Here is a 24891-nt window from a genome sequence, read left to right as displayed (position 1 = left end):
TCCTGAGCTGACTAACAGGCTTCTGCCTTTGATTGAAACCATACGATCCCGACCGGGCTGGCCACGAAGACTCCTGTTGGAAGCAGCGCAGCGACGAAAGCTGAAGACCCCACAGGAAAGGCATTGGCCGAAGCTTGCAAGGACAAGCCTTTGCGACGAAGCTAGCGCAGCGATGCAGGAGCATGGGTTTTTCCAGTGACGAGGAGGCTGAAGCTGAGCCCACGGAAAGCGAAGTGGCCAGCCCGGTTGGATTATACATCCTATTCATTTTAATTTGACTTTGTCTACAGTCTGAGAGAGGACGCCTTATAAAAGGCGTCCTCTCTTTTCCCATTAAAGGATATCGGTATAGATTTTATGTCTGTAAGATCTCTTCAAATCCATTGATACTCAGTGGCGTTACCAAACGAGCATTGCCCAAGTAATCGCAATGACCGTAATGACAAAACTCGAGTAACATCCGACCATAAGCTGCTCTCTTAAGGAAAATGCATGTTTTTGAAAAGCCAAAAACGTGGTAGGTGAATGAATCGGCAAAACAGTGACCCCGCCAATGATCATAATAACCAAAAATGCAGAAGCCATAACAGACAAATCCAAAATTTCTGCATAGTTCATGATGATCGGAAAAATGATGATCATTGAAGTTGAAGGGACGACAAACAGGAACCGCAAGGCAAAAATGAAACAAGCTATATAGAGAATGTTTCCGAAATCCCCAACTCCGCTTGGCAATAAACTCATCAATTGCTCAGCCAAAACTAAGGCCGTACCCGTCTCTTCAATCACATAACCGAGTGAAAATGAAGAGCCCAGCAACAGAAAGGTTTCCCAATCATACGATTTTACCGTTTCGTTTGTGATAAGCCCGTTGACCGGCATAGCATAATAGCCTACCAATAGAAGTGGGGCCAAGATCAATGGAACCTGCTCGTGATCCAGCACAATCCAACTGACGATCATGAGGATAAAAGGAAGCAATATCCACCAAAAACGAGGCGGAAGTTTTCTATCTTCTGTTTGAAAATTTTGAGACTGAACAGAAATTATTGGATCGCTATTTCGTTTGAAGTAAAACCACACCCCAAAACTGATAATCAGCATGGCCAGCCATAAAGGCGGCGCAATTCTTAAAAACCAGCCAAGCCAAGAAATCTGGATGCCTCCAAAATCCTTCATCAATTGCGCAGCCAGAATCGGAAATCCTCCTCCTGTAAACACAATCATCGTCGAATTTTGATTGAGCATTCCAATCACATACATACAGTATTTACGAAAAAGACTTTCCTGCCCAAAGCCGAACCGGCCATTGACCTGTTCGATAATTGGCTCGAGTATACGAAATCGCGCGACCGCCGATGGCAGAAGCACGGGCATAAATGCAATTAGCAAAGGCAAACCGAGCAATATTGCCCGGACTCCACCTTTGCTAAACTTTAAAATGATATGGGCAAATACCCGGTCCACTCCTGCCTTCACTAAAGCCGTTGAAATCAGGGACAGCACCAAAATAAAATAAAGTGCATTTGAAAGGAAACCTACAAAAGCTTCTTCAGGCTGATCAACTACTCCAAACAGCAGCATCAAGCCAATCAATACCAGACTTGATGCCGCAAAAGGCAAGGGACTGAGCGTCCAGAAATAGATGGCAATCACCAGCAGAAGAAGCGTTAATTGCTGTTGGACTGAATAGGCATCTCCCACATCTGTATAGTAGAAGCAGGAAGCGGCCAAACCCAATAGAGAAAGCAGGAGCCAAGGCCGAAGTTCTGAAGAGCTCATATCGCCACCCCTTACATTTTAGCCAGTTTGCGGCGGCTTCTCCATTTTAGAAGACCTGGAATGACAAGCGACAAGAATGCAATAAGAATCAACGACAATGGCAACGGGCTGTTGACAAAAATGGCTAAGTTTCCATTTGAAATCGTCATAGACTGTCTGAACGCCTGCTCCATCATGCCACCCAGGATGAATGCCAAGATGAACGGAGGAGCCGGAAAAGAAAAGACGCGCATGGCAAATCCTAAGGCTCCGAAAACAAGCAGCATATAAAGATCAAACACATTAAAGCTGATTGAGTAGACACCGATCAAGCTGAACATGATGACCAGCGAAATCAATAAAGGCCGTGGAATGCTCAAGATTTTCGCTAAGTAAGGGATCAAAGGCAAGTTCAGAACCAATAGAAAGATGTTTCCTAAATACATACTTGCAATGATTCCCCAAAAAATTTCAGGACGGTCGCTCATCAGCAACGGACCCGGCTGGACGCCCAACACCAGAAAAGCTCCTAACATGACTGCAGTGGTTCCTGAACCTGGAATACCGAGACTCAGTAATGGCACGAATGCACCACTTGTTGCTGCATTGTTCGAACTTTCGGGAGCAGCCAATCCTTTGATGGAGCCTTTTCCGAACTCTTCCGGATTTTTTGAAATCCGTTTTTCAAAAATATAACTAATGAATGAAGCGATAGTAGCGCCGGCACCCGGCAATACGCCAAGGATGAATCCAACAAAAGACTGGCGCGTCATCGGACCGCTCATTTCTTTCAAGTCCGCACGGGTCACTTTTAAGCTTCCCAGCTTTTGGTCATCACTCAAACTGCGGTTTTTTCGATTAAGGACCAGCATGCACACTTCTGCCAGCGCGAATAGACCAAGCGCAATAATTAAAAAGTCGAAGCCATCCAATAAGTTTATATTTCCGAAAGTAAATCGCTGTGTACCGGTTTGCGGATCAATCCCTATCGTAACCACCATCACTCCAGCTACTGCCGAAATCATTGCTTTTATAGTAGAACCTTCAGATAAACTGGAGATGGCTGTTAAGCCCATCAGCATTAAAGCGAAATAAGCAGGCGGCCCAAAGGAAATTGCCACACTGGATAATGCCGGTGCCAGCAACATCAGCATAATGACTGATACTGTTCCACCGAAGAAGGACGCAATTGCAGCAATTGCCAGCGCTTTGCCGGCCTTGCCTTGCTGCGCCATAGGATAACCGTCAAAGGCAGTCGCAACAGTTCCCGATATCCCCGGGGCATTCAATAGAATTGAAGAGGTTGAACCGCCGAATACGGCTCCATAATATACACCCGCCATCATTACCAACGCCGGTGCCGGATCCATTCCATATGTAATGGGAATCATTATTGCGATGGCACTGATAGGCCCTAGACCTGGCATCATCCCGATCAGCGTTCCTACAATTACACCGATTAAAACAAATAAGATGCCTTCCCAGCTTAAAGCAACTTGAAAGCCTGTTATCATTCCATCAAAAGCACTCATAAGATCTACACCCCCTATATTGGTAAAATGCCTTTAGGCAGCGAGATTCCTAACGCAAAAACGAATATCGCGTACATGCCCAAAGGAAATAAAATTGAAACGATTATATTTGTTTTCCATTTGGTATATCCTAAAAACCATGAACTGAAAAAAATAAAAACAGCTGTCATGATGATGAATCCAATTGCTTCAAATAAGAGAATGTAGAGAAAAATCATAGCAAAGACAGCCAACAACACCAATAATTCTTTTTTAGGGATGTTGCGTTTTGCTTTTTCTGCTTCCGTCTCAATGACTTTAGAAAAAAAGAGTGCAGCAGAAAGAATAAGCATCAGGACACCCAAGCCTTTCGGAATGACATCTGCATCTATTGGGGCATACGGGTAGTTTGGCAACTGAAAGCTTAGGTACAAGTAAATGGCTGCGATAATAAATAAGATGAGACCAATTCTTTGGTTAATCGTTGACAGCAAATGAAACGCCTCCTTTAAACTGAAAAGAGAGAAACCGAATAATGCCTATTCGGTTTCCACTTTTATTTTTAATTGCCTAAACCGATTTCTTCCAGTAACACTTCAATTTCTTCATATTCTGTATTCAGGAATTCCTCATATTCTGCCGAATTTAAGTACATTTCGTTCCAACCGTATTTTTCCCGCACCTCAGCAAATTCTTCAGATTCACTCAATTCTTTGAACTTCGCTTCGTAATAGTCCACAGCTGCCTGATCCATATTTGGCGGTCCAAAGAACCCGCGCCAGTTGATAAAGCTTTCATCAATCCCTTGTTCAATCGCTGTCGGGAAGTCTGAAAGAACTTCGCCTTCCATTCGTTCTTCAGCTGTTATGCCAAGAACTTTAATGTTGCCGGCACGAACTTGTTCAACCACTTCACCTACACCTGTAGAAAATACATCGACTGATCCATTCAAAACTGAAGTCAAAGCGCCGCCATCTTGATCAGAGACATATTTGATCTTTGTCGGATCAACTCCTGCCGCTTTTGCAATCCGGACAAATTGCATGTGATCCATACTTCCTGGAGCCGATGTCCCAACAACCGTCACACTTTCAGGATCTGCTTTCATCTGATCGAATAAGTCATTCAAGTCTTCCCATTCGCTGTCTGCACTCACCGCAAACGCGCCGTAATCCGCAATCATATTAGCTAACGGTGTAAAGTCCTCATGTCCATGCTCTGATTGCCCGTTCAACGGAACGAACATCAATGGTGGAGAAGCCACGAATAAGTTATAGGGACTGTCGTCTTTTCCGTGAATGTAAGCCCAGGCGATTGCTCCGCCGCCGCCTTCTTTATTGACTACAGTCATGTTCTCTTCAATGATGTCTGTTTCCCCAAAAACTCTGGCCACTTCACGGGCAGTTGTATCCCAACCCCCGCCAGCTCCAGCGGGTGCCACCATTTCGATATTTTGCGAAGGCTCGAAAGTTCCATCTTCGCTTGTTCCTCCGCTAGTGGATCCTTCTGAGTTGCATCCAGCAAATAATAAAGCGCTAGCCGCTAAAATGCTTGTGAATATAGTCTTTTTCATTAATCTTCCTCCTCGTGTTTTTAATTATTCTGAGTATAACTGCGAATTTTCAGAATGTAACCGTTTTCAAAATAAGTTTTATAAAGAGTTTAGAATACATTATGTTCATAAAGTTCACGCAAAAAAAGACTGATTTCTGGAATCAGTCTTTTTTGATATAATAATGCCGCTCTGGCCGTCCGACAATTCCATAGGCCAATTCAGCAAAACATTCATCGATGGCTACAAGGTGTTCCAGATACCGGCGGGCTGTGGTTCGCGAAGCGCCCATCTGCTCTCCCATTTTCTCAGCGGTGATGCCCGAGCTATGTCCCGCTAGAACCTCCCTTACCTTTTGTAAGGTCAGCGGATCGATTCCCTTCGCACCAACGGCCGGTTTTTGAATAGGTTCTATCCCAAAAAAATCATCCAGAAAATGCTGATCAATGTCACGGGTATTTTGAAGCGTCTTTTTGTTTTCAATGTATTTAACAATTGTGGAGACGAATCTTTCCAAGGTGGCTGGCTTAATGATGATGCCTTTTACACCTTTACGGATGGCGGCTTCGATATACGCCTTATCATTTTCAGCTGATACAAGAATGATGTCGGTGTGGGGACTCAAGACCCGAATGTCGTCAATCAATTCAATGCCTAAACCGTCCGGCATATAGTTGTCCAAAATAACCAAATCGATTTCATGCTTTTGGACCGCCTGTAAAGTTTCTTTGCAGTTCCCTGCTTTTCCGAGTAAATTCACTTCGGCAATTTGCCGCAAAAATTGTTCATGAATATTGGCCACACGAAAATCATCTTCAGCAATATATACTTGTATCATTTATTTCTCCTCACTTCCTACTTTGGCAAAAAGACTGTGAAGACTGTACCTCTCATTAATTCAGAGTCCACTTCAATTGTCCCTTTCAACTCCTCGACAGCTTGCTTAACGATTGCCAATCCATATCCTCTGTCTTTTTTCCCAAGTTTTGTTGAAAAACCACGATTAAATAAATCTTCCATATGCTCAGTTTGTATACCGCGGCCTGTGTCTTCCACTTCTATCACCAAATCATGCCCCAGATCGGTGACGAAAAAAGAAACTTCTTTGTTGGGCTGCTGAGCAACTTCTTCAATTGCGTTATCTATCAGGTTTCCTAAAATGTGAATCAGCTTAGCAATATCAAAATGTTCTGGGAGAGCTTCCAGTGAACTATTTTCATCAATGGTCAGCTTGACTTTGTTTTCGGATGCCTTCCCCATTTTCCCAAGCAGAATTGCCTGCACTTTTTTATCCTGAATGTGGTCTAGCATATGTTTTGTTTGGTTCTGATGGGTTTTGGTCTCCTGTTGAATCAAATTGATGGCTTCCTCTTTTTGTCCGAGCTGCAGCAAACCTGAGATCGCATATAGTTTATTGGAATATTCATGTGTTTGGGCGCGCAGCCCTTCTGAATATTGCTGAATCTCAGATAAAGTTTCCAGTACTTCCTGAATATCTGTTTTTTCACGGAAAGTGGAAACCACACCAACAACTTCGCCATCATGCAGGATCTGCGTCCGATTGATGATGAGCACTTTATTGCCAATCAGCATTTCTTCATTGCGGACTGTTCTTTCAGATTGCAGCGCTTCTTTCATTTTAGACTGGGGAATGACTTCAGTGATATCAACATTGATGGATGCTTGCGTCAGTCCAAGCATTCTTTCTGCCGAATGGTTGATTTCCGTGACTTTCCCTTGATTATCAATAGCGATAACCCCTTCGACAATTGAAGAAAGCAAGGCCTCACGGTCGCGGTACATCGCCGCTATTTCGCGCGGTTCGAGTCCCATGGTTTCTTTCCTGATATTCTTCGCCAGCAGGATGCTGCCGATAACCCCAATTACTAAAGCCAGCAAGACAAATTGCAGCAGCTCTAGAATTTTCCCGATAATAATCTGTTGAATGTCTTCCATCAAATAGCCAACCGAAACTAACCCGACCACATTTCCATCGCCATCAAAAATCGGAGCTTTCCCCCGTAAGCTCGGTCCCAGTGACCCCTGGGCCTCAGAGGTATAGAATTCAGCATTCGCCAATGCGCGATCATTGTCGCCCCCTACCATTGTTTTGCCAATTTGGGATGGGTTAGGATGAGAATAGCGCCTGCCTTCCCTATTGCCAACAACGATAAATTCCGCACCTACTTGTTTTCTCATATATTCAGCTAAAGGCTGAATGGTATCTTCCGGATTTTCATCATCCATTGCCTCAACAACACTTGGCATTACCGAAATGCCGATTGCCGTTTCCAACGCACGCGTTCCAACATTTTCTTTGGTGTCGCCAACTTCGTTATAAATGACAATTCCTCCAAAAACAATGGTGACGAATAAGATCAATGACATACTCAGTAGTATAATTTTTGCTTGAAGCGATAAATTCCGCATAGTAAATACCCCTAAAAAATACTGAATTTTTAATATTTGTAGTCTATCACATTTCAGGCAAAGAAAATGTCTATTTTTAAAGCAGCCCATTAAAAAACCTCCATCCCGTAACAACTGGACGAAGGCGGTTCAAGAATTTTAGTTTCCTTTTCGAATATCAGCCTGCAATTCAATTTCTACATTGCCTTGGATAGCGCGGGTGATCATGCAAGAGCTTTCAGCTTTTTCCGCAAGTTTTTGAGCCAGCGCCAAATCCTTATCGGAAGCATCGGCTTTTAAGACCACTTGTGGTTTATGGATAATGCGTTTGTAGGTGATCACGCCTTTTTCCACTTCAACGATCCCTTCCGACTTCATGGTCAGGGACTGCTTTTCCAACTTACTGCGTTCCATCATGGCGGCAAGCGTAATGATATAGCAAGTAGCCGCGGCACCCAGCAGCATTTCATCCGGATTTGTACCGATTCCCGGTCCATCCATTTCCGGTGGAATCGAAATGCGTGTTTTTAAATTGCCAACCTCGATATTCCCAACATCATTGCGGAGGCCTGGCCAATCCGCCTTTAAATGAAAACTGTGCAAAGCCATATATGCACACTCCTTTTATTTTTATTTTTTTATCATATCATCAAGCCGTGGCATTGCCGTCAAAGCACCGGCTTTGGTTGCACAAAGTGCTCCCAGTTTATTTCCGAAAGCTGCACATTCAAGGACATCACGCTGATTTTCAGGTAAGCCTTTCAAGTAAATATGGCGGATGACGCCTGCCATAAAGGCATCACCCGCTCCTGTAGTATCCACGGGCTGTACAGGAATGACCGGCACATGATGAGTTTGATTCTGATAAACAGCATGAGTGCCATTTTCCCCATCCGTCACAAACACCAGTGGAATGTGGAACCGGGAAAATCGGACGATTCCTTCTTCAAGCGATTCTGTCTCCATTAAAAAGGCAAGTTCTGCTGTGGTCAATTTAACGAAATCCACAGACGGTAAAAAATCGAGTACGGTATTACGGCAAAGTTCCTCACTTTCCCAGCGCAGTGGTCGTATATTGACATCGTATGAACAAAGGACGCCATGTTCTTTTGACAGTTCCAATGCTCTTCGTGTTGTCTCTCTCGCCTCTGGATGGAAAAGAGTACCCGAACAGAAATGAAAAATACTGGCTTGCTCAAAAGATGCCGCTTTCAGTTCGTGGCCTTTTACTTGAAGATCGGGTGTCTCATTCACATAGTCTGCAAATATGCGGTCGAAATCGGGAGTCAAATGAATATAAACTCCGCTTACCCGTTTTTCCGGCACCATAACGGCATGCGTCAAGTCGACACCTTCCTTCAGCAATTCCTCGCGCACAAAAGTGGAAGTCTCATCATCTCCAGTAATTGTGATAAAACCTGATGGCAGACCAAGACGGCTGACGCCTGCGGCCACATTGACCGTAGCGCCTCCTAAGTGGCGGTTGAAGAGATCATTTGTTGTATTTGCTGCTATATAATCCACAAACGCGTCTCCATAGGTCAGGACGTGTTTTGTATTTTCCATGCTTTGGCCTCCTTCGTGTTAAAGGGCTTTTTCATTGATATACTATTATTTCAGTCAAAGCAGACTTAATGCAAGCAAAAGGAGTAGATCGCGATGAATATCATCATCAGACAAGCGAGACCTGAAGACGCAGAAAAAGCAGCACCGCTCATTATTCATGCAATCGGTGAAATCGCTAACCATATGACGGCGCAGACAGAACCGGAAGCTGTACTGGAAAAAGTAAAGGCTATGATTTGCGGTGAACATACTCGCCATAGCCACCGTTATACGTATACAGCTATAGTGGGCGGTGACATCGCCGGAGTTCTAGTGCTCTATCACGGCAATCAAGCCGAAGCCCTTGACCGCTATTTGATTGAAGAGCTAAAAAAAGAGGGACATGAGCGGAGCATTGAACCGGAAGCTCATATCGATGAATGGTATATCGACACCGTTTCCGTTGATCCGGCCTTTCAGGGACAAGGGATCGGTTCGAAACTATTCGCATTTGCGGAAGAGCTGGCGGCTTCTCAAGGGGGCAGCAAACTTTCACTGAACGTTGACATCGATAAAGATGGAGCCATCCGTCTCTACAAACGCCTCGGCTTTTCCATTTCCGAGCCTTGGACCATTATCGGCGAACCTTTCCATCATATGGTCAAAGTCATTTCTTGAAACAGCGTTTATCAACTTTTTTGGAACAAATAAAAGCCGCCCCAGAGTTTTTCTGGGGCGGCTTTCTGCTCGAAAAATTTATTCAGCCATCCATTCCGGTTTGCCGAAACCTTCAAATTCTTCGTCGATTACCGCTTCAAATTCATCTGACTCTACAACTTCCACTAAATCCTGTGCCAACTCGCTGTCTTCATTGTCAGCAGTAACCGCTACAACATTACGGTATTGATCGGGCATATTTTCCAGAACCAATGCGTCCAAAAGATCCATTTCCGCAGCTAATGCAAAGTTACCGGGTACAGCTGCTAAATCAGAGCCATCAACTGCACGCGGCAGCTGCCCTGCTTCAATCGGCTGGAACACCAGATTTTTCGTATTCGTGACAACGTCTCGTTCTGAAGCCTGCAGCACATCCGCTTCAGGGTCGAGTTCAACCAAACCTTCATCCTCCAGCATCAACAAAGCACGTGCTCCGTTAACCGGATCATTCGGAATCGCGATAGTTGCACCATCCTCAATAGCTTCCAAAGAGTCGAATTGGTTTGAATAGATGCCCATAGGTGCTGTTGGCACTGTGATTAATGCTGACAGGTCCATGCCTTGCTCCTTTTCAAAGTTCTCCAAGTAGATAGTGTGTTGGAACAAGTTGGCATCGATATCTCCACCATCAAGTGCCACATTCGGCTGGATGTAGTCACTGAACTCTACAATTTCAACCGTATAGCCTTTTTCCTCCAGGCCAGGAACAATCGCTTGGCTCAACATATCGCTGTATGGACCTGCAGTAGCTCCTAACTTAATCTCTTTTGACGCTTCTTCTGTCGTTCCAGAAGTTTCATTTTCTTCTTCGCTGCCGCATGCTCCCAAAGCCAATACGCTCGCTGCTAAAATCAATCCCATTTTTTTCATGTCATTCTCCCCTTATCGTTTATCGATAGCCTTCGCTGTGTAATCTCCTGCTTGCTGAATCAATTGGACCAGCACAATCAAAATAACGACTGTGACAATCATAATGGTGTTGTCGTACCGGTAATAGCCGAAGCGGATAGCCAAATCACCAATGCCTCCGCCTCCCACGACACCAGCCATTGCTGAATAGGCGACTAGGCTGATGATGGTCAAGGTCACACCTTGAACGATGCTCGCTTTCGCCTCGGGCAACAGAACGTCTTTAATAATCATCCACGGCGTAGCTCCAACTGCAATCGCTGCTTCAATGACTCCTTTATCAATATCACGAAGCGAGGTTTCCACAATTCTTGCAAAAAAAGGAATCGCTGCAACAGATAATGATACACTGGCCGCTATCGGTCCGATTGTCGTTCCCGTAATGAACTTCGTCAACGGGATAAGTGCCACCAATAGGATAATGAATGGAATGGAGCGCACGATGTTGACAATGAAACCGACTACGGAATTAACCGGTCGATTTTCGAGAAATAAACCTCTGTCTGTGATGAATAATAAGATGCCCAATGGCAAGCCAACAACCAATGCTACAGATAACGAGATGCCAATCATGGTCAAGGTTTGAAAAAATGCCGTCTGAATTTCCGGCCAAAGCTCAATAATTCGTCCCCATTCAATGCCCATTCGGAATCACCTCCACAATTGCTGATCTGCTTTCCATATACTTCAGCGCGGCCATTACATCCGACGAAGCACCCTTCAATTCCATAATAAAAATACCAAGAGGCCGTTCTTGAATATATTCAATCGCCCCATGCAGAAAGTTGCCTTTTACCGGGTAGTCCTGAAGCATATCGGAAATTACCCCTTCACCTGCCACATTGCCCTTAAACAGCACTTTCACCACTGTTCCGGTAAATCCGCTCAAAATATGCTCCGGAACATTGAACGATACAACGCTGGAGATGAATTCCTTCGTTAATTCCTTTTGCGGGTCTGCAAAAATGTCATAAACCTGACCTTCTTCAATGACGCGCCCTCCCTGCATAACAGCCATTCGATCACAAATTTCCTTAACCACATTCATCTCATGCGTGATTAGTACAATTGTGATATTCAATTTACGGTTAATGTCTTTCAATAGCCGCAATATGGATAAAGTGGTATTCGGGTCGAGTGCAGATGTCGCTTCATCGCAAAGCAGTACTGCCGGATTATTGGCAAGTGCACGCGCGATTCCGACGCGCTGTTTTTGCCCCCCGCTCAACTGCGCTGGATAGACATCCCGCTTATCGGATAAGCCCACCATATCCAACAGCTCTTCTACACGGTTTTTAATATTTTTAGCAGGAGTACCTGCCGCCCGAAGCGCAAAAGCGATATTGTCATAAACCGTCTTCTGGCTAATCAAGTAAAAATGCTGGAAGATCATGCCGATTTTCAAACGCGCTTTTCTCAGTCCATTGCCGTTCAATCGAGTTAAATCTTTTCCGTCTACTGTAACGCTCCCTGAAGTTGGCCGTTCAAGCAAATTAATGCACCGGATCAATGAACTTTTGCCGGCGCCTGAGTAGCCGACAATTCCAAAAATTTCGCCTTTTCCGATTTTCACTGAAACATTATCTACGCCGGTGACGGTGCCATGCTTAGTTGTGTAAGTTTTCGTCAATTTCTCAATCTGTATCATAGCTTCCTCCCGCCAATAAAAAGATGCCTCTTTCATCAAGAAAGAAGCATCGAAAAATTTAGTTTCTCGACTTATCTTTCGGAACATTTTCATGTTCCGTTGGATTTGGCACCTTCCCAATCGGGGGTTGCCGGACGTCATAGGGCCTGTCCCTCAGTCTCTCTTGATAAGTTTACGTTATTTAACTGAATTTTATGTTACAGACATAAATACGACGTGTCAATCTACTTTTTGAACTTTTCATACAATTGTACGCGGCGATCATCAAAAACCGGAATCCGCTTCCGGACTTCTTCCACTTCTTCCAAATCAAGTTCTACATACGCGATACCTTCCTGCTTTTTCATATCCAAGCGAATTTCTCCCCAAGGCGCAATCACCATAGTGCTGCCGCCGAATTCATTTTTCGGGTCACTGCCGATGCGGTTCACTGCAACGATAAAGCATTGGTTCTCAATGGCGCGTGCCTGCAACAGGATGCGCCAATGGTCAATTCGTGCTTCCGGCCATTCGGCTGATACAAAAATAAGTTTTGCCCCATTCAGCGCTTGCGCACGAATCCATTCTGGAAAACGGATGTCGTAGCAGATGACTCCGCCATAAACAATGTTTTCCAATTTGAAAGTGCCCAGTGAATTGCCTTCCTCAAGATGGATATGCTCATCCATCAAACCGAAACGGTGCGCTTTGTTGTATTCCGAAATCAGTTCACCGTTTTTGTCTACGACATACATAGTGTTGTAAAAGCCTTCATTTTTTTTTGTCGAAACAGAGCCCCCAACAATATTGACAGCGTGCTCTTTTGCAAAACTCTTTAGCAGCTCCACTGTCCGGTTCGAACTGTCCGCCAAGGTCTCTAGCTCCGTCAATGCATAGCCGGTGTTCCACATTTCAGGCAAAACGATGGTATCTGCTCCGTTTGCAGCCGCTTCTCTTAAATAATCCATGACCCGCTGATAATTCAGTTCCGGCTCTCCAAAAGCAATATCCATCTGAACGCATGCAATTTTCATAATTTTCTCCTCCACTAGACAAGTTACCTTCAACTCTATAAGATTTGGGATAGATGTGCAATTATTTCGAAAACAAGGAGAATCATATGGACTTTTCAAATCGACTGCAAAACCTGCCTACTCAATTTTTCGCTTCATTGGTTGCTAAAACAAGCAAAGCCATCGCCGAAGGGCGCGATGTTATAAATCTTGGCCAGGGCAATCCCGACCAACCCACCCCTGACCATATCATCAAAGCGCTGCAAACAGCAGCTGCCGATCCAAGAACTCATAAGTATTCACCTTTTCGCGGGATTTCAGAGCTGCGCCAAGCGGCAGTGGATTTCTACAAACGCGAATACGGTGTCGATGTCGATCCCGATTTGGAAGTAGCTATCCTAGCCGGGACAAAAATCGGCCTTGTCGAACTGCCGTTAGCATTATTGAATCCACAGGATCTATTGCTGCTCCCGGACCCTGGCTATCCTGATTACCTGTCCGGAGCGCCGCTTGCTGACATTGACTATGAACTGATGCGGTTAAATCCTGAAAATGGCTATTTGCCGGACTACGGTGACCTACCGGAATCCACCCGAACGCGTGCAAAGCTGATGTATCTGAATTACCCAAACAACCCGACAGGAGCCGTGGCGAATGGAGACTTTTTTGATGAGACCGTCGCCTTTGCAAAAGACAATGGCATTGCTGTCGTCCACGACTTTGCATATGGCGCTGTGGGCTTTGAAGGAAAAAAACCGGTGAGCTTCCTCCAATCCGAAGGAGCAAAAGAAGTCGGCATCGAGATGTATACTTTATCGAAAACCTATAATATGGCCGGTTGGCGCATTGGATTTGCTGTTGGCAATTCCAAAATGATCGAAGCCTTGAACTTGATTCAAGATCATCTATTCGCAGGTTTATTTCCGGCAGTCCAATTGGCTGCTGCTGAAGCCCTGACCGCTGACCAGCAATGCGTGGACGATCTGGTGGATCTCTATGAAAAACGCCGCAATGTACTGGTTGCCGAATGTTCGCGCATCGGCTGGGAAATCAAAGCTCCGCAAGGCTCTTTCTTTGCATGGCTGCCTGTTCCCGCGGGCTTTACCAGTGTCGAATTCGCTGATTACTTGCTTGAGAAAGCGGACATTTCAGTTGCCGCAGGCAGCGGCTTCGGAAATGGCGGAGAAGGTTTTGTACGTGTGGGATTATTGGTCGACGAATCCCGTATCATGGAGGCAATAAACCGAATTGACCGTTTAAACATTTTTTGAAACTCAAAAAGGACAGGTGGCAGAAAATAGGCCACTGTCCTTTTTGCATTTCATAAACTTATAGAGCGTTTGTGCATCATTTGACGATCCCGATATGTTCGAGAGGAGAAAGCCTGATCTTCACTTCACCGATGATGGATTCTTTGGAAATAAAGCCTATTACTCTTGAATCCATGCTATTCAATCGGTTATCCCCCAATACATAATAAGATTCGGCCGGCACGATAAATTCCTGAAAATCATCAGTCAACTTTTCAAAACCTTGTTGATGAGCCATTTCCCGGTTCTTATCTAAATAAGGTTCGGCTTCTGGCTTGCCATTCACATACAATTGGTCATCCTTCATGGATATACGGTCACCAGGAACACCAATCACGCGTTTAATAAAATTAACTCCATTGGGTGCGGTAAAGACAATCATATCAAAATTCTCTATTGTATAGATTTTCACTAGCATGACTTTGTCATCGTCCTCAAATGTGGGCATCATCGATTCACCATGAACAGCTACAGGCTCAAAAAGGAAATGTCTGGATGCCACGACAAGAAGCACAGTCATAAAAATGACACGCATCCAGGAAATTGCTTCTTTTACCGGATCATCATACACATTGTTCCCTCCTGCTCCTACTTATTTCCTTTTATTATAATACCGCATCAACTTTGTGCATACTTTTGGCTTATCCCATTTAACATTTGCTGTCTCCATAGAGGCAACGGCGTCTGAATCGTCAGACTTTTGAGCGTATCGCAATTTTATGTTACACTCAATAAAAAATGTAGGTGATTAGAATGGTAGGAAGAAATGATCCATGCCCATGCGGCAGCGGCAAGAAATACAAGAAATGTCACGGAAAACAGCAAACTGTTTCCATCAATGATTTGGTGAATGATGAACTGTTCAAAGTACGCCAGCAGTTCTTCTCGGAAAACCCGAATCAGGAGCAACTTGCAGAATTTCGTGAATTACAACAAGCTTGGCAGCCACGTTTGATGCAATCAATGGCTGAAAACGATGCACAGGCATTTGTTATTGAAAATTTCCTGTTTATGAAAAAACCGGAGCTGTGGGAAGACTTTTTGACAAAACAAATTGAACTTGCCCAACGCCCTTCAACTAAAGAAGTGCTTGAAAACTGGAGAGATGTAAAAGTATTCCTTGGCCAATACATCAAAGGCGATACAGAAACTGCTCAGTTCACAAACATCTTTACGGGTGAAACACTTGAAATGGCAGATCAGCCACCAACTGATATGGAAAACGGACAAGGCTTATTGGCAATCCTTCTTCCGGACTCCCGTGTTGGAAAAAACGGCGTTTTATTCCTTAACGGCTATTTAACGATCGTCGGAGAATTCAATCCGTTCTTCGAACAATTGAAATCACAAATTGCTGCCGATAACGCTTCACAAGACGAAAGCTATCTACGCGATAATTACTTGGCGGTAGTCGAGCAAATCGTCAAGTATTCAACAGGAAGTGTCGAAGAAAGCATCCAGCTTTCTCCGGAACACGATTCGGTCATGACAGAACTCGATAAACACATCGAGCAAGCTGAATTCGATGAAGAAACAATCAGCAATATCACAAGCATCCTAAACAGCTATCTTGTAAGCCAGCAGCCAACTGTCCAGAAACCGGAAGCTCTAGTAGCCGGATATTGGAGATTCCTTCAGGATCACGAACTGGTTAAAGGCCCAATGTTGTCAGCAAAAGATTTAAGCGAAAAATTCGGCGTATCTTCAAGCACCATTTTGAAGCGGTCAAAAGAATTCGGCGCTTATTTCGAAGAATTGTTAGCAAAAAAATAAGTTTCATTCAGCCAGGAATCCTTCTTTGTTTTCTAATGGCCTTGAAGCAGCGAAAAGGAGTAGCTCCGGCTACTCCTTTTTTTTATCGTCTTTTCTTCGGAACGTGATAAGGATATAAAGCAAAATTCCCGAAACTGTGAGAAATAAATACAAGCGGATAAAATACAGCTGAAACCATGTAGCATCGGTGAAACCAGATGCCCAATTGACCAATGTAAGCAATAATAAGAAAATGCCTACGGCAAAAACAACCAACCCCGAATAACGGAGCAAGTTCAAGAAAGATTTCATTCTACTAGCCTCCAACCAAAATCAGATTATCCATTCTATTCCCGCTGCGAAAAAAATGAACCCTTGCAAGCATTTACTGTCCTAATGCGTTTGTTGATAACTAGAAAGGGAAACACATTAGTAGCAGGAATACTCCCTGAAAAGGGAGATTTCCACATAAAAATTTCCTCATATTCATTCTTATGCACATTTAATGCACCATTTGTGTGTGTTATGTGGATAAGATGTGTGAATTTTGTTGATATTCTTGCATAAATAAAACTTATCAACATGTGGATAAATTTATTAATTTCTTTAGATAAAAGGAGGGCAAACATGTTTGAAATTACTTTCGACAGTTTTATCCGAATCGTTACAGTCGGTTTCTTAGCCTATGTTGGGCTAGTAATTTTCCTGCGTATTTCAGGCAAACGCACATTAACTAAATTAAATGCGTTTGATTTGGTTGTAACTGTAGCTTTGGGTTCGACATTGGCCACAATTTTATTAAGCAAAGATGTCAGCCTTCTTGAAGGGTTGACTGCTTTTGCATTATTAATCCTTTTGCAGTATGTATTTACCCTTCTTTCCGTTCATTCCAATTGGTTTAACAATATCATCAAGTCAGAACCCCGCCTGCTGTTCTTGGATGGACAATTCCTGAGAAATGCCATGAAAAAAGAGAGGATTAAAGAAATTGAAATCCTACAGGCCATCCGCAATACTGGGTTTGGATCTACTGAAAAAGTAAAAGCGGTTGTTCTTGAAACGGATGGCAGCATGTCAGTTATCAGCAGCGAACCCGGCAATACGCTGGCAAATGTTAAATCAGAAAGTGAATCGGTCAGTTAATACTTGCCGATACAAAAGGTGCATGGATTCTTCCATGCACCTTTTGCTGTTATCTTGGTGTCTTCACGCGCATTTTTCGGTGTTCACGTCTTGCAGGGGCTGATTCGAAAAAGAGCTTTTCACCCGGTGATTCCGGCAGAACAGGCGGTACCGGAGTCGGTTTGCCATCGTCTCCCATTGCCACCATTGTTAAAAACGATTCGGTCGTCAGCTTTTCTTCACCTGTTTGCAAATTCTTCGACTTGACCCGAACATATACTTCCATGGAAGTCCGTCCAGTTGAAGTAACATTAGCTTCCAGTTCCAATACATCTCCTACTCGTGCAGAGGAAAGAAAATCCACCGAATCGATAGATGCTGTCACTACTACTTGCCGGCGCGCATGCTTCATTGCCGTAATTCCTGCAATCTCATCAATATAGGCCAAGACCTTGCCCCCAAAAATGGAGTCCATGTGATTGGTGTCCGGCGGGAGTACCAATTTTGTTTGAATGGTTCTCGATTCTTTCATCGGTTTTGCTTCCATGATCATCATTCCTTTCTCTATTGCCGCTGACAGAGGTTTTCCAAAACAGCAGGCTTTCCTTTATAATATAGTGAAATCGGAGGGATAGTTTATGTCAGAGTTATTGAATATTTTAAACACACCTGAATTCCAGTCAAAAGAGACTTTAAAACACCAATTTCATCAACTCGGCATTACTAAGGGCGACGCCTTGATGGTGCATGCCTCATTAAAATCCATGGGGTGGATCTCTGGAAGCGCTCAGGCCGTCGTAGAAGCTTTAATGGAAACCATTACTGATTCGGGGACCTTAATCATGCCCGCCCAGTCTGTGGACAATTCAGACCCTGTTTACTGGATGGAGCCGCCGGTTCCTGAAAATTGGCATCAGCCAATCCGTGATCATCTGCCTGCCTTTGATCCCCACTTAAGTGGATTGCGCGGCATGGGCAAGATTGCCGAATGTTTCCACCGGCATCCAATGACTATCCGAAGTCCGCATCCCTCCCATTCCTTTATGGCATGGGGGAGCAAGGCGGGCGTTTGGATGAATGAACAGCCGCTTGAAGATTCCTTCGGGAAAAACTCTCCGCTTGCCAAAATGATGGAGGAACAAGTGAAAATTTTATTGATTGGTGTCGGCTTTGATTCATGTACAGCTCTCCACTATGCTGAATTCGTACAGGAAAACCGTTCGACTTCCCCGCAAGGCGCAGCAATTTCACTTGACGGCCAAAGGGTCTGGCAGACATATGACTGTGTGGATATGGATTCAGACCGCTTTCCTGAGATTGCTAAAGCCTTTCCTGGCGATGTCGTTGAAGGCAAATTAGGGCAAGCCCAAACCCGCCTTGTGGACATGAAGCCCCTCGTCGAATTTGGCATCGAGTGGCTTCGCAGAAATCCTGTATCGTAAAGCATAGAAAATGCCAGCGCTCTCCGAGCAACTGGCATTTTCTATGGAGTAACAATGTCGTCCAATAGTGTTTCAAGCCGCTTGTTGTCTTTATTGAACGAATCAACAAAAGCATTGATGATTTCTGCAGGTTCAGAAACCTTTTCCCAATCCAGCCGGTAACCGGCATTCATCATTAGGCGGCGCGCAAATTCACGGACACTCCGGCCATTGCCTTCGCGAAAAGGATGAAGTGCATTCAATTCCGAAAGAAAATAAGCAAGCCGTGAAATCAGCTGATTGCGCGGCAACTCCTTCAAATAATTCTCTTCCTTCAATTCATCAAAAATTTTCAGCAAATGTGTCTCAATGTGTTTGGGATGAGCAAAAGAAGAAGAGCCTTTAGAAATCATTTCCTTTCGCAACTCACCCGCAAATGGGTAGACGTCTTGAAGAAGATATCGATGAATGGCTAAAAATGCTTCTACATCCATAGGGTCTGCCGGCTTCTGTATCTGCAATTCCGACAGACGAAGCAAGGAGTAGACTTTCTCCAATTCCTTCAATTTTTCTTCATCCTGTATATCAAACAAATTAATCAACACATCAGTCCCGGGATAGCAATACATGGAGGCATGCTGATACTTAGACATCGAACTTCCTTTTGATGGCCTGATGGAATTGTGCTTCCGTCCGTTCACCAGTCAATACCGACCGAACAAAATTCTCATCCTCACTTGTCACATTAAATCCTTCCGTAACCAGAGAATGTGAAGCGCAGGAGATCGCGTGATTGGCTTGTTCATGGGAAACTCGGTTCACTAATTTCGTCAATTCGATGACCACCTTTCATGTTGAAATTATACCATTTTTCCGGTATGAATTCTATCTTCACCCCTTGATTTATAAAGGTTTTAAGCATATTTTCAGCATTGACGGACAATAAAAAAACCAGATGCCTAGGCATCTGGTTCCGTTTAAATCTGCTCCTGCAATTCCTTCGTTTCTTCAGCAGTGAAGGCTCTCGATCTTGTCAAAAACCGCTTGCCTTCCACTCCTTCTAAGGAAAACATTCCACCCCGACCGGGTACCACATCAATGATTAACTGGGTATGGCTCCAATAATCGAATTGGTTTTTATGCATATAGAATTTGCTGTCCCCGATCACACCCATTAGGACATCCTGATCTCCTATGAACAAATCGCCTTCAGGGTAACACATGGGTGAACTGCCGTCACAGCAGCCCCCTGACTGATGAAACATGACCGGTCCGTGCTTTTCCTTCAGCAATTGGATCAATTCAATAGCAGCATCTGTCGCAATTACGCGTTCGACCATTGCTATCCCTACTTTCCTTTTCCTCTTAAAATTCCAACTGGCAATGCCGCAGAATCAAAAGAACCCTTGCTTGTCTTCACTGTAGCTGACCAGCATATTTTTTGTCTGCTGATAGTGGTTGAGCATCATCAGATGGTTTTCACGGCCGAAGCCGGACATTTTGTAACCGCCGAATGCTGCGTGGGCTGGGTACTGATGGTAGCAATTCGTCCACACACGTCCAGCCTGGATGCCGCGTCCGAAGCGGTAAGCTGTATTGGTATCGCGCGTCCAGATTCCAGCTCCCAATCCGTATAAGGTATCATTTGCAAGTTCAAGCGCTTCTTCTTTCGTTTTAAATGTCGTTACAGAGACAACCGGCCCAAAAATCTCTTCCTGGAAAATACGCATCTTGTTATGGCCTTTAAATACGGTCGGCTGAATATAGAAGCCTTCAGACAGTTCGCCGTCCAAGCCGTTGCGATCGCCTCCCGCAAGAACCAATGCGCCTTCTTGCTTGCCGATATCCAAATAAGATTGGATTTTCTCCATTTGTTCCATGGAAGCCTGTGCTCCCATCATTGTTTCAGGATCAAGCGGATTTCCGGTCTTAATTGCTTCTACACGCTTTATTGCACGTTCCATAAATTCGTCATAAATGTCTTCCTGAATCAATACACGAGATGGACATGTACATACTTCGCCTTGGTTCAAAGCAAACATGACAAATCCTTCAATCGCTTTATCAAGGAACGCATCATCCTGGTCCATTACATCTTTGAAGAAGATATTCGGTGATTTGCCGCCAAGCTCCAACGTTACCGGAATCAGGTTCTGTGAAGCGTATTGCATGATCATACGCCCTGTAGTCGTTTCACCTGTAAATGCCACTTTACTGATACGCGGGCTGGAAGCAAGCGGTTTCCCTGTTTCAAGACCAAATCCGTTGACGATGTTCAAAACTCCCGGAGGCAGAATGTCACCGATCAGTTCAGCTAACACAAGAATACTTGCCGGCGTCTGCTCAGCAGGCTTCAATACGACACAGTTACCGGCAGCAAGAGCAGGAGCCAGTTTCCAGACAGCCATTAATATCGGGAAATTCCATGGAATGATTTGTCCAACAACACCAAGCGGTTCATGGAAGTGGTATGCTACCGTATCGTTGTCGATTTGGCTCAATGACCCTTCCTGCGCGCGGATTGCTCCAGCGAAATAACGGAAATGATCAATTGCCAACGGCAAATCGGCATTTAATGTTTCACGCACCGCTTTGCCGTTATCCCAAGTTTCTGCAACTGCCAACATTTCCAGATTCTGCTCCATCCGGTCTGCAATCTTCAGCAGTGCATTGGCACGTTCAGTGACCGAAGTTTTGCCCCATGCGTCTTTTGCAGCATGTGCTGCGTCAAGAGCCAGTTCTACGTCTTCAGCGGTTGAGCGGGCTATTTCCGTAAACTTCTTGCCTGTTACCGGTGAAACGTTCTCGAAGTATTGCCCTTTGACCGGCGCTTTCCACTCTCCGTTTATAAAGTTCTCATACTTGTCTTTAAACGTAATTTTTGAACCTTCTGTGTTTGGCATTGCATAGACCATTCCCATTTCTCCCCTTTACTCGTATTACTATTATGTACACGCTTACAATAATCCAAAATACCTGGGCGCATCAATAACAGCTTCCCTTCTATATTGTCAAACTAATCGAAAAATTGCAACTGTGAAACGTCGAAATTTTTTATTCGCCTGTTCGGTTGATGTATAATGAGAGCGAGACTAGGAAATTTAGAACTGAGAGGAATTTAGTATGCGAATCAATAAGTTTTTAAGCGAGACAGGAATCACTTCACGGCGAGGAGCCGATAAATTTATTGAGGCCGGTCGGGTGACCATTAATGGACAAACGGCCGAACTCGGCAGCAAAGTCGAACTAAAAGATGAAGTTCGCGTCGATGGTCAAATCATCGAACAGCCAAAACAGCAATATGTCTATTTGGCCTTAAATAAACCGGTGGGCATCACCAGTACAACAGAACGCCATATTGAAGGGAACATTGTTGACTTTGTTAACCATCCTGAGCGCATCTTCCATATAGGACGGCTTGATAAAGATTCGGAAGGACTCATCCTATTGACTAACGATGGGGATATCGTCAACGAAATTCTGCGGGCTGAAAATGAGCACGAAAAGGAATACATCGTTAAAGTCGACATGCCTATTACAGAATCCTTTATAGCAAAAATGGAAGAAGGCGTGGAAATTCTTGATACGAAGACGCTTCCGGCAAAAGCCGTCAAACTCTCTGCGTATACTTTTAAACTAACATTGCGTCAAGGTTTGAACCGTCAGATACGCCGCATGTGTACAGCGCTGGGGTATGAAGTCCGCAATTTACAGAGAGTCCGCATCATGAATATCCAATTAGGTGACTTAGCTGTCGGTGAATGGCGCGATTTGACCGAAGCAGAGCGCAACGAATTATTCAATCAACTCGAATACACACCGAAACGCTAAGGAGGATACTGACATGCTGACGATGAAAAGCACGCCGAATCATACTGGCGTTAAAATTAGCGGGGACTACTTCGACCTGGATGAACTCAATCAGGCTATTTACAGGGTGGTAGGCAAAGAAGACCAATATTACGGCTATGAAGGATCCCGTATGCGTATCCTCGGCATTTCCTATGAAATTCGCCATGCAGTCCAAGGCGACCGCAATGTCGATTTTGTCTTTAATGGTCTGCATGAACATACGATGAAGCAGCACGGGTTTATTGCACCCGATAAGAACATATACTTTTCTGCTGAAGTGCTATGGCCAGAATTAATTTATGCCGCCATCGCCTTGAAGGATTTCGTTAAATTCTATCAGGAAGAAAAACAATTCCCCCTATGGGATATCCATTTGCCGGTCATTTTCCGGTTTCAGTCATTAGTTCTTGATTGCTTGCAGGGACATGTGCCCCAGGAAGAATTTGAGCTGATAGTGAAAGCCTTCAATCAGCCGGTGACAGTGAATGATTATGCAGTCCAGTACGTCGACTTCTTGAATTTGAAATACATCGATATGACCAAACAGCAGCGCGAACAGAGCTTATCGGCTATTGCTATGAAAATTGCAATACAAGACCAGGACTATACAGCTTTTCGCAACCAACTCCTAACTGCCGCCACACCTTACAAAAAATCGATACACGAAATCCCTATAAAGGCAGAGTACCCCGAAAATTTTGAATGGTAACAAGAAAAGCGAAAGCGCCCATGTAGCTCTGACGGGCATAAGACAGACCGGCGAAGCGGCGTTCTTTGCTGCACAGCCGGGTTGGCTTATGACCCAAAGAGCTGGGCGCTGGAGCTGGACAATTATAAAAGCGGAAGCGCTATATAAACAATTGAATTTTTAACATACAAAAGCCCACGCATTGTCAGCGTGAGCTTTTTTCATGGAGTAATTTGCAGAACCAGTAAATCGCTTGGCTCAATTGCTGTCAGGCTATGCTTTTCCTTTGGGCTCATGTGGAGAATATTATCAGGTGCAGCCTCCACCGTCTCCCCTTCCACTGAAAATAAAACTTTCCCACTGCGGACGATAATGATGACATCAGCGGGTGAGTCATGTTCAGCAATCTCTTCTCCAGCCTGCAACTGGATGTTAACAACTTTTGTTTTGCTGAAACTTAACGCTTTTTGGACATGTTTGCTTTTCTCTTTTAATGCATTCGGAGTTTCAATCAATTCCATCTTTTCACCTCATTCCTTTTCCCAAACCATACACCCAGTACAGGCAAATGAAAAGATATGTAATTCGTTTAGTGAACAGCAAAAATCATAGGACTGGCAGCTTTTGAAGGTTTGAAGAGTTCAGCTGCTTTGTTGAGTTCTCTTCGAAGGGTTAAAATATGTTTTAGAAAGGGTATATTCAACTAACAAGGGTAATTATTGGAGGAGCGTGATTTCTATGTACAGATTTTTGATTCCATTAAGCCTGGTTTTTATTTTAGCAGCATGCGGGGAGACAGCACCCGATGTAACTGAAGAAAGCCAGACAGAAGTAAAAGCTCCTGAAGGAGAGTTGGACCCCACCGCTCCGGAAGAAGCAGAAGACACCGAGTTTGTAAGTTTTGAAGAATTGGCTTCCGGCAGTATCGAAGAAGGCACAGGAGTTTCTATACAAGGCACGGTCGAAGAACTGGCAGATGATATTGCCTTTCCTTCCTTTATTGTGGGAGATGGAGAAATGCGAGTATATATTCGAAATATGGCGGAAACCCCTGTAGAAGTGGGAGACAGTATTACAGCGGACGGCATTTATGAAGGCAATGCCGAAGAAGATATGCCGATGATTTCTGCTTCGATGATTGAAAAAGCTGAATAATGCTCAAAAAAAAACCGATTCTTAAATGAACCGGTTTTTTTAAGCTTCGGTTATTCCATTTCAGATATTTCAATCATGGTGTTTTCCGCGTAATGATTTGCCGAAACGTCTCTGATTGCTAAGTCGCCTAAAGAAACAATTCCAATCACTCGGTCATCCGAAACAATCGGCAGCCGACGGATCTTATGTACGGCCATCAAGTCAGCCGCTTCCTCAACAGTCAATTCCACCGTTCCGGTAACGACTTCCGCTGACAAGATTTCCGATATGGCTGCATCGCTGGGAATTTGTTCGGCTAAACCGCGTATGACAATGTCCCTGTCTGTCACGATTCCAACCAATCGTCCTTCTTCACAGATTGGAATAGATCCCACGTTGATTTCCCGCATTTTCGAGGCGACTTCCTGAAGCGTTGATTCGGGCATGCACGTTTCGACATCTGTCGTCATGATTTCTTCGATTCTCATCCCTTCTGCCTCCTCAAATTATCTCATTACTATACCTTATCCGTTTTGTTGAGCAACAAACGTCAATTCCTAAAAGAAAA

General features: G+C 44.3%; 29 protein-coding genes and 1 riboswitch. Of the genes, 8 read left to right on the top strand and 21 right to left on the bottom strand.

What is annotated here, in order from left to right; translation table 11 throughout:
- Positions 1 to 399: 399 nt before the first annotated feature.
- The 8 genes from FQV26_RS02430 to FQV26_RS02395 all read right to left on the bottom strand — a co-directional run bounded on the left by FQV26_RS02430 (position 400) and on the right by FQV26_RS02395 (position 8799).
- Positions 400 to 1782 (bottom strand): SLC13 family permease, encoded by a 1383-nt coding sequence (locus FQV26_RS02430; protein ID WP_146555781.1) that lies wholly within the window; start codon positions 1780 to 1782, stop codon positions 400 to 402.
- A gap of 11 nt (positions 1783 to 1793) precedes the next feature.
- On the bottom strand, positions 1794 to 3293 hold the full coding sequence (locus FQV26_RS02425) for a tripartite tricarboxylate transporter permease (protein WP_146555780.1): 1500 nt from the start codon (positions 3291 to 3293) through the stop codon (positions 1794 to 1796).
- Positions 3294 to 3307: 14 nt separating this feature from the next.
- The gene (locus tag FQV26_RS02420) at positions 3308 to 3766 is read right to left on the bottom strand and encodes a tripartite tricarboxylate transporter TctB family protein (RefSeq protein ID WP_146555779.1); all 459 of its coding nucleotides are present in this window, start codon (positions 3764 to 3766) and stop codon (positions 3308 to 3310) included.
- Positions 3767 to 3834: 68 nt separating this feature from the next.
- The gene (locus tag FQV26_RS02415; protein ID WP_146555778.1) at positions 3835 to 4845 is read right to left on the bottom strand and encodes a tripartite tricarboxylate transporter substrate binding protein; all 1011 of its coding nucleotides are present in this window, start codon (positions 4843 to 4845) and stop codon (positions 3835 to 3837) included.
- Positions 4846 to 4987: 142 nt separating this feature from the next.
- Positions 4988 to 5662: a response regulator gene (locus tag FQV26_RS02410; RefSeq protein ID WP_146555777.1), complete on the bottom strand. Its 675-nt coding sequence runs from the start codon at positions 5660 to 5662 to the stop codon at positions 4988 to 4990.
- Positions 5663 to 5679: 17 nt separating this feature from the next.
- A complete protein-coding gene (locus FQV26_RS02405; protein ID WP_146555776.1) occupies positions 5680 to 7254 on the bottom strand; it encodes an ATP-binding protein in 1575 nt (524 codons plus the stop codon).
- A gap of 138 nt (positions 7255 to 7392) precedes the next feature.
- The gene (locus FQV26_RS02400) at positions 7393 to 7842 is read right to left on the bottom strand and encodes an OsmC family protein (protein WP_146555775.1); all 450 of its coding nucleotides are present in this window, start codon (positions 7840 to 7842) and stop codon (positions 7393 to 7395) included.
- 21 nt (positions 7843 to 7863) lie between these two features.
- On the bottom strand, positions 7864 to 8799 hold the full coding sequence (locus FQV26_RS02395) for a carbohydrate kinase family protein (RefSeq protein ID WP_146555774.1): 936 nt from the start codon (positions 8797 to 8799) through the stop codon (positions 7864 to 7866).
- A 93-nt stretch (positions 8800 to 8892) separates the two neighbouring features.
- Between FQV26_RS02395 and FQV26_RS02390 the strand changes: the two genes are divergently transcribed.
- On the top strand, positions 8893 to 9456 hold the full coding sequence (locus FQV26_RS02390; protein WP_146555773.1) for a GNAT family N-acetyltransferase: 564 nt from the start codon (positions 8893 to 8895) through the stop codon (positions 9454 to 9456).
- A 78-nt stretch (positions 9457 to 9534) separates the two neighbouring features.
- Here FQV26_RS02390 and FQV26_RS02385 read toward each other — a convergent pair whose 3' ends face one another.
- From FQV26_RS02385 to FQV26_RS02370, 4 genes are all read right to left on the bottom strand, one after another.
- Entirely contained in the window at positions 9535 to 10365 is an 831-nt protein-coding gene (locus FQV26_RS02385) for a MetQ/NlpA family ABC transporter substrate-binding protein (protein ID WP_146555772.1), read from the bottom strand.
- Between the two features lie 12 nt (positions 10366 to 10377).
- Entirely contained in the window at positions 10378 to 11049 is a 672-nt protein-coding gene (locus FQV26_RS02380; RefSeq protein ID WP_146555771.1) for a methionine ABC transporter permease, read from the bottom strand.
- Positions 11039 to 12052, bottom strand: a complete 1014-nt coding sequence (locus tag FQV26_RS02375) for a methionine ABC transporter ATP-binding protein (protein WP_146555770.1) — start codon at positions 12050 to 12052, stop codon at positions 11039 to 11041. Before FQV26_RS02375 ends, FQV26_RS02380 begins: the two co-directional genes overlap by 11 nt.
- A gap of 68 nt (positions 12053 to 12120) precedes the next feature.
- Positions 12121 to 12225, bottom strand: a riboswitch (SAM riboswitch).
- A 51-nt stretch (positions 12226 to 12276) separates the two neighbouring features.
- On the bottom strand, positions 12277 to 13065 hold the full coding sequence (locus FQV26_RS02370) for a carbon-nitrogen family hydrolase (RefSeq protein ID WP_146555769.1): 789 nt from the start codon (positions 13063 to 13065) through the stop codon (positions 12277 to 12279).
- An 86-nt stretch (positions 13066 to 13151) separates the two neighbouring features.
- On the opposite strand from FQV26_RS02370, the gene FQV26_RS02365 reads away from it, so the two are divergent.
- Positions 13152 to 14315: a pyridoxal phosphate-dependent aminotransferase gene (locus FQV26_RS02365; RefSeq protein WP_146555768.1), complete on the top strand. Its 1164-nt coding sequence runs from the start codon at positions 13152 to 13154 to the stop codon at positions 14313 to 14315.
- Between the two features lie 76 nt (positions 14316 to 14391).
- Here the strand turns inward: FQV26_RS02365 and lepB are convergent, their stop codons facing one another.
- The gene (gene lepB, locus FQV26_RS02360) at positions 14392 to 14925 is read right to left on the bottom strand and encodes a signal peptidase I (RefSeq protein WP_146555767.1); all 534 of its coding nucleotides are present in this window, start codon (positions 14923 to 14925) and stop codon (positions 14392 to 14394) included.
- 182 nt (positions 14926 to 15107) lie between these two features.
- On the opposite strand from lepB, the gene FQV26_RS02355 reads away from it, so the two are divergent.
- Positions 15108 to 16127, top strand: coding sequence for an SEC-C metal-binding domain-containing protein (locus FQV26_RS02355; protein WP_146555766.1), 1020 nt, complete (start codon positions 15108 to 15110; stop codon positions 16125 to 16127).
- Positions 16128 to 16196: 69 nt separating this feature from the next.
- Here the strand turns inward: FQV26_RS02355 and FQV26_RS02350 are convergent, their stop codons facing one another.
- Positions 16197 to 16418: a hypothetical protein gene (locus FQV26_RS02350; RefSeq protein WP_146555765.1), complete on the bottom strand. Its 222-nt coding sequence runs from the start codon at positions 16416 to 16418 to the stop codon at positions 16197 to 16199.
- A gap of 315 nt (positions 16419 to 16733) precedes the next feature.
- Here FQV26_RS02350 and FQV26_RS02345 point away from each other — a divergent pair, with 315 nt between their 5' ends.
- Entirely contained in the window at positions 16734 to 17249 is a 516-nt protein-coding gene (locus tag FQV26_RS02345; protein ID WP_146555764.1) for a DUF421 domain-containing protein, read from the top strand.
- A gap of 49 nt (positions 17250 to 17298) precedes the next feature.
- Here the strand turns inward: FQV26_RS02345 and FQV26_RS02340 are convergent, their stop codons facing one another.
- Positions 17299 to 17775 carry an acyl-CoA thioesterase gene (locus tag FQV26_RS02340; protein WP_146555763.1) on the bottom strand — a complete coding sequence of 159 codons (477 nt, stop codon included), beginning with the start codon at positions 17773 to 17775 and terminating at the stop codon, positions 17299 to 17301.
- Between the two features lie 91 nt (positions 17776 to 17866).
- On the opposite strand from FQV26_RS02340, the gene FQV26_RS02335 reads away from it, so the two are divergent.
- Entirely contained in the window at positions 17867 to 18670 is an 804-nt protein-coding gene (locus tag FQV26_RS02335; RefSeq protein WP_146555762.1) for an AAC(3) family N-acetyltransferase, read from the top strand.
- A 41-nt stretch (positions 18671 to 18711) separates the two neighbouring features.
- Here FQV26_RS02335 and FQV26_RS02330 read toward each other — a convergent pair whose 3' ends face one another.
- The 4 genes from FQV26_RS02330 to adh all read right to left on the bottom strand — a co-directional run bounded on the left by FQV26_RS02330 (position 18712) and on the right by adh (position 21564).
- Positions 18712 to 19302 carry a Fic/DOC family protein gene (locus FQV26_RS02330; RefSeq protein ID WP_146555761.1) on the bottom strand — a complete coding sequence of 197 codons (591 nt, stop codon included), beginning with the start codon at positions 19300 to 19302 and terminating at the stop codon, positions 18712 to 18714.
- Complete coding sequence (locus FQV26_RS02325; RefSeq protein ID WP_146555760.1) at positions 19295 to 19483, bottom strand: hypothetical protein; 189 nt, start codon at positions 19481 to 19483, stop codon at positions 19295 to 19297. Before FQV26_RS02325 ends, FQV26_RS02330 begins: the two co-directional genes overlap by 8 nt.
- Before the next feature lie 143 nt (positions 19484 to 19626).
- A complete protein-coding gene (locus tag FQV26_RS02320; RefSeq protein WP_146555759.1) occupies positions 19627 to 19989 on the bottom strand; it encodes a DUF779 domain-containing protein in 363 nt (120 codons plus the stop codon).
- A 54-nt stretch (positions 19990 to 20043) separates the two neighbouring features.
- Complete coding sequence (gene adh, locus FQV26_RS02315) at positions 20044 to 21564, bottom strand: aldehyde dehydrogenase (RefSeq protein WP_146555758.1); 1521 nt, start codon at positions 21562 to 21564, stop codon at positions 20044 to 20046.
- A gap of 208 nt (positions 21565 to 21772) precedes the next feature.
- On the opposite strand from adh, the gene rluF reads away from it, so the two are divergent.
- Together rluF and FQV26_RS02305 are read left to right on the top strand one after the other, a co-directional pair.
- Positions 21773 to 22480, top strand: coding sequence for a 23S rRNA pseudouridine(2604) synthase RluF (gene rluF, locus FQV26_RS02310; RefSeq protein WP_146555757.1), 708 nt, complete (start codon positions 21773 to 21775; stop codon positions 22478 to 22480).
- A gap of 13 nt (positions 22481 to 22493) precedes the next feature.
- On the top strand, positions 22494 to 23210 hold the full coding sequence (locus FQV26_RS02305) for a DUF6904 family protein (protein WP_146555756.1): 717 nt from the start codon (positions 22494 to 22496) through the stop codon (positions 23208 to 23210).
- 200 nt (positions 23211 to 23410) lie between these two features.
- Here FQV26_RS02305 and FQV26_RS02300 read toward each other — a convergent pair whose 3' ends face one another.
- On the bottom strand, positions 23411 to 23710 hold the full coding sequence (locus tag FQV26_RS02300; protein WP_146555755.1) for a cupin domain-containing protein: 300 nt from the start codon (positions 23708 to 23710) through the stop codon (positions 23411 to 23413).
- A 217-nt stretch (positions 23711 to 23927) separates the two neighbouring features.
- Here FQV26_RS02300 and FQV26_RS02295 point away from each other — a divergent pair, with 217 nt between their 5' ends.
- On the top strand, positions 23928 to 24344 hold the full coding sequence (locus tag FQV26_RS02295) for a hypothetical protein (RefSeq protein ID WP_146555754.1): 417 nt from the start codon (positions 23928 to 23930) through the stop codon (positions 24342 to 24344).
- Between the two features lie 50 nt (positions 24345 to 24394).
- Here FQV26_RS02295 and FQV26_RS02290 read toward each other — a convergent pair whose 3' ends face one another.
- Positions 24395 to 24811 (bottom strand): CBS domain-containing protein, encoded by a 417-nt coding sequence (locus FQV26_RS02290; protein WP_146555753.1) that lies wholly within the window; start codon positions 24809 to 24811, stop codon positions 24395 to 24397.
- Between the last annotated feature and the right edge of the window lie 80 nt (positions 24812 to 24891).

Source organism: Planococcus sp. CPCC 101016, assembly GCF_007859295.1.
Classification (GTDB): domain Bacteria; phylum Bacillota; class Bacilli; order Bacillales_A; family Planococcaceae; genus Planococcus.
Note: the sequence above shows the minus strand (reverse complement) of the source record. Positions and strands in the feature narration are given on the sequence as shown.

Coding starts and splice junctions, on each gene's coding strand:
- FQV26_RS02430 (WP_146555781.1), bottom strand. CDS start 1,782: ATGAGCTCTTCAGAACTTCGGCCTTGGCTCCTGCTTTCTCTATTGGGT.
- FQV26_RS02425 (WP_146555780.1), bottom strand. CDS start 3,293: ATGAGTGCTTTTGATGGAATGATAACAGGCTTTCAAGTTGCTTTAAGC.
- FQV26_RS02415 (WP_146555778.1), bottom strand. CDS start 4,845: ATGAAAAAGACTATATTCACAAGCATTTTAGCGGCTAGCGCTTTATTA.
- FQV26_RS02410 (WP_146555777.1), bottom strand. CDS start 5,662: ATGATACAAGTATATATTGCTGAAGATGATTTTCGTGTGGCCAATATT.
- FQV26_RS02405 (WP_146555776.1), bottom strand. CDS start 7,254: ATGCGGAATTTATCGCTTCAAGCAAAAATTATACTACTGAGTATGTCA.
- FQV26_RS02400 (WP_146555775.1), bottom strand. CDS start 7,842: ATGGCTTTGCACAGTTTTCATTTAAAGGCGGATTGGCCAGGCCTCCGC.
- FQV26_RS02395 (WP_146555774.1), bottom strand. CDS start 8,799: ATGGAAAATACAAAACACGTCCTGACCTATGGAGACGCGTTTGTGGAT.
- FQV26_RS02390 (WP_146555773.1), top strand. CDS start 8,893: ATGAATATCATCATCAGACAAGCGAGACCTGAAGACGCAGAAAAAGCA.
- FQV26_RS02385 (WP_146555772.1), bottom strand. CDS start 10,365: ATGAAAAAAATGGGATTGATTTTAGCAGCGAGCGTATTGGCTTTGGGA.
- FQV26_RS02380 (WP_146555771.1), bottom strand. CDS start 11,049: ATGGGCATTGAATGGGGACGAATTATTGAGCTTTGGCCGGAAATTCAG.
- FQV26_RS02375 (WP_146555770.1), bottom strand. CDS start 12,052: ATGATACAGATTGAGAAATTGACGAAAACTTACACAACTAAGCATGGC.
- FQV26_RS02370 (WP_146555769.1), bottom strand. CDS start 13,065: ATGAAAATTGCATGCGTTCAGATGGATATTGCTTTTGGAGAGCCGGAA.
- FQV26_RS02365 (WP_146555768.1), top strand. CDS start 13,152: ATGGACTTTTCAAATCGACTGCAAAACCTGCCTACTCAATTTTTCGCT.
- FQV26_RS02355 (WP_146555766.1), top strand. CDS start 15,108: ATGGTAGGAAGAAATGATCCATGCCCATGCGGCAGCGGCAAGAAATAC.
- FQV26_RS02350 (WP_146555765.1), bottom strand. CDS start 16,418: ATGAAATCTTTCTTGAACTTGCTCCGTTATTCGGGGTTGGTTGTTTTT.
- FQV26_RS02345 (WP_146555764.1), top strand. CDS start 16,734: ATGTTTGAAATTACTTTCGACAGTTTTATCCGAATCGTTACAGTCGGT.
- FQV26_RS02340 (WP_146555763.1), bottom strand. CDS start 17,775: ATGGAAGCAAAACCGATGAAAGAATCGAGAACCATTCAAACAAAATTG.
- FQV26_RS02335 (WP_146555762.1), top strand. CDS start 17,867: ATGTCAGAGTTATTGAATATTTTAAACACACCTGAATTCCAGTCAAAA.
- FQV26_RS02330 (WP_146555761.1), bottom strand. CDS start 19,302: ATGTCTAAGTATCAGCATGCCTCCATGTATTGCTATCCCGGGACTGAT.
- FQV26_RS02320 (WP_146555759.1), bottom strand. CDS start 19,989: ATGGTCGAACGCGTAATTGCGACAGATGCTGCTATTGAATTGATCCAA.
- adh (WP_146555758.1), bottom strand. CDS start 21,564: ATGGTCTATGCAATGCCAAACACAGAAGGTTCAAAAATTACGTTTAAA.
- rluF (WP_146555757.1), top strand. CDS start 21,773: ATGCGAATCAATAAGTTTTTAAGCGAGACAGGAATCACTTCACGGCGA.
- FQV26_RS02305 (WP_146555756.1), top strand. CDS start 22,494: ATGCTGACGATGAAAAGCACGCCGAATCATACTGGCGTTAAAATTAGC.
- FQV26_RS02300 (WP_146555755.1), bottom strand. CDS start 23,710: ATGGAATTGATTGAAACTCCGAATGCATTAAAAGAGAAAAGCAAACAT.
- FQV26_RS02295 (WP_146555754.1), top strand. CDS start 23,928: ATGTACAGATTTTTGATTCCATTAAGCCTGGTTTTTATTTTAGCAGCA.
- FQV26_RS02290 (WP_146555753.1), bottom strand. CDS start 24,811: ATGAGAATCGAAGAAATCATGACGACAGATGTCGAAACGTGCATGCCC.